This is a genomic window from Actinotalea sp., assembly GCF_041597215.1.
Taxonomy (GTDB): domain Bacteria; phylum Actinomycetota; class Actinomycetes; order Actinomycetales; family Cellulomonadaceae; genus Actinotalea.
In genome coordinates this window covers 1-6,022 of record NZ_JBFHHB010000192.1, presented here as the reverse complement: position 1 = coordinate 6,022, position 6,022 = coordinate 1, and the positions used below count along the sequence as shown (strand labels likewise).

5 protein-coding genes are annotated in these 6,022 nt (G+C 74.5%); 1 reads left to right on the top strand and 4 read right to left on the bottom strand.

Features of this window, described 5'->3' with window-relative positions; translation table 11 throughout:
* Positions 1-1,264: AAA family ATPase (locus tag ABWK99_RS12410; protein ID WP_372595015.1), on the bottom strand; the 1,264-nt coding region annotated here is incomplete at its 3' end.
* Complete coding sequence (locus ABWK99_RS12405; RefSeq protein WP_372595014.1) at positions 1,264-2,454, bottom strand: exonuclease SbcCD subunit D; 1,191 nt, start codon at positions 2,452-2,454, stop codon at positions 1,264-1,266. The genes ABWK99_RS12410 and ABWK99_RS12405, both read right to left, overlap by 1 nt.
* 100 nt (positions 2,455-2,554) lie before the next feature.
* Here ABWK99_RS12405 and ABWK99_RS12400 point away from each other — a divergent pair, with 100 nt between their 5' ends.
* Complete coding sequence (locus tag ABWK99_RS12400; protein WP_372595013.1) at positions 2,555-4,663, top strand: alpha/beta fold hydrolase; 2,109 nt, start codon at positions 2,555-2,557, stop codon at positions 4,661-4,663.
* Positions 4,664-4,665: 2 nt separating this feature from the next.
* Here the strand turns inward: ABWK99_RS12400 and ABWK99_RS12395 are convergent, their stop codons facing one another.
* A complete protein-coding gene (locus ABWK99_RS12395; protein ID WP_372595012.1) occupies positions 4,666-5,151 on the bottom strand; it encodes an aminoacyl-tRNA deacylase in 486 nt (161 codons plus the stop codon).
* A gap of 112 nt (positions 5,152-5,263) precedes the next feature.
* On the bottom strand, positions 5,264-6,022 hold a 759-nt coding region (locus tag ABWK99_RS12390), incomplete at its 5' end, for a universal stress protein (protein WP_372595011.1).

The window sequence follows — 6,022 nt, the reverse complement described above, 5'->3', positions numbered from 1 at the left end:
CGGAGAGCTCCTCGCGCGCCGTGCGGAGCTCTCCGGCCGACACCTCCGCGCGCTCGGCGCGAGCGGCCAGCTCAGCCGTCCGCGCCTCGAGACCTGCCTCGAGCTCGAGGGCGCGGGCCAGGGCGGCGCGTTCCCCCGTGCAGCGGTCCCGTTCACCGGCCAGCGCCGCCTCCGGCCGCGGGGCCGCCGCGACCACGGCCTGCAGCTCGGCACCCGCTGCCGCCTGCACCGCCGCGACGGCGCGCCCCGTCTCCACCCCGGCGCGTGCGGCCGGCCCGACGGCGGACAGCAGCGGCAGGACCGGCAGGACCCGGCGCGCCGCAGCCACCCGCTCGACCGCCACGGCATGCTCGCCCGCCCCGGCCTCGAGGGCGGCCAGCTCGTCCCTGGCCCGGTCGCGCCGCGCGAGGACCTCCGCGAGCCGCCTGCGGCGCTCGTGCTCGACCCGGGCCGACTCCGCGTCGGCGCGGGCACGCCGCGCCTCCTCCTCGGCCACCTGCGCCGCGCGGACCAGCGCGGCGCACAGCCGCGAGGCCTCGTGGACCGCCGAGCCGGGCCCGGCCGTCCGGACCGGATGGTCCTCCTCGGGCCCGGCGGCACCGATGAACTGGGCGATCGCGCGGTCCACCGCCTGCCGGCTCTCCTCGACGGCGCGGCCCGTCTCGGCACGCATCCGCTCCAGCCGTTGCTGGAGACGCTCGTACACCTCGGTGCCGAACACCTGCTGGAGCAGCCCTCTCCTGCTCTCCGGGTCCGCGCGGAGGAAGTTCGCGAACTCCCCCTGCGGGAGGACGATCGTCTGGACGAACTGCTCGCGGTCCAGCCCGACGGCGCGCCGCAGCTCTGCCCCCGCCTCGTCGGCCCGGATGGACAGCACATCCCCGGTGGGCGCGTCGGGGCTGGTCAGACGCCACAGGCGCACCTGCGCCTGCTGGAGCGTCGTGCCGGTCCCGCGCTGCTTGGGTCGCTGGTACGCCGGGCTGCGGCGCACCCGGTAGATCCCCGCACCGGTCTCCAGGACGAGGTCGACGAAGGTCTCGTCCTGCGGGGAGGCGTGGTCCGAGCGGAGCCTGTCCTCGCTGGCGTCGCGCGAGGCGACCTTGCCGTAGATCGCGAAGACGATCGCGTCGATCAGGGTGGACTTGCCCGAGCCGGTCGGCCCCTCGAGGAGGAAGAGCCCCGAGGCCGCCAGGTCGGCGAACTCGATGGTGTGCGTCCCCGCGAACGGGCCGAGGGCCTGGATCGTCATGCGGTGCAGATACATCAGTCGCTCCGCCCGTCCGCCTGGACGCTCTCGTACGCCCGGCGCAGCACGGCACGCTCGGCCTCGTCCGGCGGGGCGCCGGTGACGTGCTCGACGAACTCGGCCGTGACCTCGAGCGGGTCGTGGGAGGCGGTCACCGCTGCGAGCCGGACGGACTCGCGAGCGGCGGGGTGGTGCTCGACGACGAGGGCGTGCGGGAAGGCCGCGTGCACGCGCGGGACGAGGTCCGCCGGGCGGGCGGCGTCGGTGATCACCGCCTTGACCCAGTCCGCGCGGTGCTCGGAGCGGGCGAGGACCTCCTCGAGCCTTCCCTCGAGCTGGGTCAGCCGGCGAGGGACGGGCGCCGGGACCAGCTCCGGCTCCCCGTCGACGCCCTCCGGACCGAGGGTGAGCAGGACCGAGACCTTGCGGTGGTTCCGCTCGGAGAAGCTGTAGGCCAACGGCGAGCCCGAGTACTGGAGCACGGGGGCCGGTCCGGGACCCGGCCCGGCCGCGAGCCGCTGCGCTCCGTGCAGGTGACCGAGCGCCACGTAGTCGACGCCGTCGAAGACGCCTGCGGGGACACTGTCCACCCCGCCGACGCGGATGTCGCGTTCCGAGTCCGAACCCTGCCCTCCCAGGACGAAGGCGTGCGCCATGACGAGAGCACGGGGCCGGCGGCCGGACCCCGCCCGGGCGGCCAGGTCTCCCCGCACCCGCCCCATCGCGGCGGACATGACCGCCTCGTGCGAGCGAGGGAGCGGGACGACCTCGCCGGCAGCGTGCCCGGTCGCGAGCGCGTGGCGCACGCTGTCCGGGTCGAGGTACGGCAGCGCGTGCACGAGCACGGGTCCGTGCTCGTCCTCGAGCACGACGGGGACCCCGACGTCCCCGACGGTTGCCCTCAGGTGCAGGGACGGCCTCATGAGCCGGGCGCCGAAACCGAGGCGGACCGCCGAGTCGTGGTTGCCCGGGGTGAGCACGACCTCCGCCGTCTCCGCGAGCCGCGCCAGCGCGTCGGCCAGGAGCGCGACCGCCTCGACGGGCGGGACGGCGCGGTCGTAGACGTCACCCGCGACGACGACGAGATCGACGCTCTCCTCGCGCACCAGCGCGACCAGGTGGTCGAGGTAGGCGGCCTGGGCGTCGAGCAGGTCCACCCCGTGCAGGGTGCGGCCGAGGTGCCAGTCACTCGTGTGCACGATCCGCATCCCCGCAACCTAACGGGGCACGCCGACACATCCTCCCCGTGGCTCACGCGACGCGTGGTCCAACGGTGGCAGGATCGTCGCAGCCCCACAGGAGGAACCCATGGCACTGAGCACCCCGTTCACCGATCTCGACGAGTACATCGCCCTTCCCCGCGTCTCGGGCCTCGTCCTGTCACCGGACGGTTCGCGACTGGTCACCCAGGTCTCCACCCTCAACCACGACGGCACCAAGGCGCACACCTCGCTGTGGGAGGTCTTCCCGACCAGGGCGCGCCCGGCCCGTCGGCTCACGCGCAGCGCCCAGGGCGAGACCGGTGCCGCCTTCACTCCCGACGGCGACCTGCTCTTCACCTCCTCGCGTCCCGATGCGGAGTCCAAGGACGCCGAGAAGCCCGGCGAGGTGCCCGCGCTGTGGGTGCTCCCCGCGGGCGGCGGCGAGGCGCGGATCGTGGCCGTGCACCCGGGCGGGGTGAACGGGGTCAAGACCGCACGCTCCTCGGCGGCCGTCGTCTTCGCCTCGGACATGCTCCCCTCCGCGACCGATGCCGAGCAGGACGAGCGGCTGCGCACCCTGCGCAAGGACACGAAGGTCTCGGCGATCCTGCACGAGGGCTACCCGGTGCGGTACTGGGACCACGACCTCGGCCCCGCGGCCCCCCACCTGCTCGGCTGGCACTTCAGCGCCGGCACCGAGGCCGGCCGGGGGATCGAGGTCGCCAAGAGCGGCTCGGACCGGCTCGCCGTCGTCGACCTCGCCCCTGCCCCCGGCGGCGCGCTGCGCGAGGCCGGCTACGACCTGAGCCCCGACGGCACCTTCGTCGTGACGAGCTGGAACCTCCCGCAGGCCCGTGGCGGGCAGCGCAGCATCCTCGTGCGCCTCGACCTCGACACGCAGCAGCGCACGGTGCTCGTCGACGACCCGGGCGCCGACGTGGGCCACCCCGTCGTCTCCCCCGACGGCAAGGCCGTGGCCTACCTGCGGGAGACGCTGTCGGATCCCCAGCACGCCCCGGCGGTCACCCTGCACCTGCTCGCGCTCGACGGTCCGAACGAACGCGCCCAGCCCCTGCAGCTCGTCGCCGCCTGGGACCGCTGGGTCACCGGCATCCAGTGGCTGCCGGACGGCTCCGGCCTCGTGGTCACGGCCGACGAGGACGGGCGTGCGCCGGTCTTCCTCGTCGACCTCGAGCAGGACCTGGTCACCCGGCTGACCGAGGACGACTACTCCTACTCCGACCTCCAGGTCGCGCCGGACGCGAGCGAGATCTACGCCCTGCGCACCTCCTACCTCGCGCCCCCGCACCCCGTGCGGATCCAACTCGCGGCCGGCGGCACGAGCCCGCGCGGGGCGGTCACCGTGCTGCGCGCCCCGGCTCCGCCGCCCACCCTGCCCGGTCGCCTCACCGAGGTCAGGACCGAGGCCGCGGACGGCCGGCCGTTGCGGGCGTGGCTCGCCCTCCCGGACGGCGCCGACGCGTCGAGCCCCGCGCCGCTCCTGCTGTGGATCCACGGCGGTCCGCTCAGCTCGTGGAACGCCTGGTCGTGGCGCTGGAACCCGTGGCTGATGGTCGCCAAGGGCTATGCCGTCCTGCTGCCCGACCCGGCGCTGTCCACCGGCTACGGCCAGGACTTCGTCCAGCGCGGCTGGGGTCGATGGGGCGCCGAGCCCTACACCGACCTCATGGCCGTCACGGATGCGACCGTGGCACGTCCGGAGATCGACGAGACGCGGACCGCCGCGATGGGCGGCTCCTTCGGGGGCTACATGGCGAACTGGGTCGCCGGGCACACCGACCGCTTCACGGCGATCGTCACCCACGCGAGCCTGTGGGCCCTGGACCAGTTCGGGCCGACGACGGACGCCTCGTACTACTGGGGTCGCGAGATGTCCCCGGAGATGGCGTGGGAGAACTCCCCGCACCGGTTCGTGGAGGAGATCCGCACACCGATGCTCGTCGTGCACGGCGACAAGGACTACCGGGTCCCCGTGGGCGAGGGGCTGCGCCTGTGGTACGAGCTGCTGTCCCGTTCGGGGCTGCCGGCCGACGAGGAGGGCAGGACGCCGCACCGCTTCCTGTACTTCCCCGACGAGAACCACTGGGTGCTCGCCCCGCAGCACGCGAAGATCTGGTACCAGGTGGTGCTCGGCTTCCTGGGTGAGCACCTGCTCGACGAGGGTCCCGCCCCGCGCCCGGAGACGCTCGGCTGAGCTCAGTCCTGCTCGTCCTCGGTGACATCGGCGACGGTGGCACCGAGGGCGAGCACCATCCGGCTGCCGTCGACCGTCGCGGAGACCCCGTGCGCCCCTGCGCCGATCGAGACCGCCCTGCCCGGGACCCGGGCGTCCGCGATCACCGGCCATGAGGTCGTGGCGCCGAACGGCGTGATCGTCCCGCGCTCGTACCCGGTGACCTCGCGGGCGACGCCCGCATCGGGGAGCGAGAGCCTCGAGACGCCGAGCAGGGCCCGGAGCTTCGGCCAGGAGATCGTCCTCCCGCCGGGCACGAGCACGAAGAGGTGGTCGCCCTCGCCCCGGCGCACGACGATCGTCTTGATCAGCTGATCGGGCCGGAGTCGGCGAGCGGCCGCAGCCTCGGCGAGACTGCTCACCGGGCCGTGCCGCTCGATCCGGTACCGCAGACCACTCGCCTCCAGCGCGGCGATCGCGCGCTGCTCCCCGTCCGTCGTCTCGTCCACGGCCCTATGGTCACATCCCGGCTCCTGCGACGGACCCCGCGAGCGGCGGGGGCCGCCCGGTGCACCCGGACGACCCCCGCCCTGCGCCCCGCACGGTGCGGGGCGGCTCACCTCATGCGCCGCGCTCGGGACGCTCCTCACGGTCGCCGTACCGTGCCACCATCACGGGGCACGGGGCGTGCAGCACGACGGTGTGGCTCACCGAGCCCAGGAGCACCCGGGCGATGCCGTGCCGGCCGCGGCTGCCGACGACGATCAGCCTCGACTTCGCACCGAGGTCGAGGAGCGCCGTCGCGGGCTGCTCGTGCACGAGGTGGTCGTGCACGACGAGGTCGGGGTACTGCTCGGCCAGCCCCGCCCCCGACTCCGCGAGGACCAGCCGCTCGGCCTCCCGGACGCTCTCGGCCAGGCCGACGGGGTAGATGTCGGTGCTCGCGTAGATCCCCGGCTCCTGCCAGGCGTGCAGGATGTGCAGCGGCTGGCCGGTCCGGTCCGCCTCGGCAGCGGCCAGCGCGACCGCGTCCAGGGAGTCCGCGGAGCCGTCCGCCCCGACCACGACCCCTGCGGCGTCCGGTGCCGGCAGATGCGGGACGATCACGACGGGGCACGGGGCCGCGGCGGCGATCTGGTAGCTGAGGGAGCCCGAGAAGACCCGCTCGACCGCGCTCATCCGGTGGGTCCCGATGACGAGCAGCTCGGCGTCCTTCGCGAGGTCGCACAGGGCCTCGGCGGGCTGGCGACGGTCGATGTCCGAGGTCACGTGGACCGTCGGTGCGATCTCGGCGACCCGGGCCGTCGCCTTCTCCAGGAGCGTCGCGGCGCCCTGGATGATGCCGTCGTCGTAGAGCAGGTCGATCGCGACGGTCGGGAT

Bases quoted from the DNA above. Each gene is read 5' to 3' on its own strand.
- ABWK99_RS12405 (WP_372595014.1), bottom strand. From the start codon at position 2,454: ATGCGGATCGTGCACACGAGTGACTGGCACCTCGGCCGCACCCTGCAC.
- ABWK99_RS12400 (WP_372595013.1), top strand. From the start codon at position 2,555: ATGGCACTGAGCACCCCGTTCACCGATCTCGACGAGTACATCGCCCTT.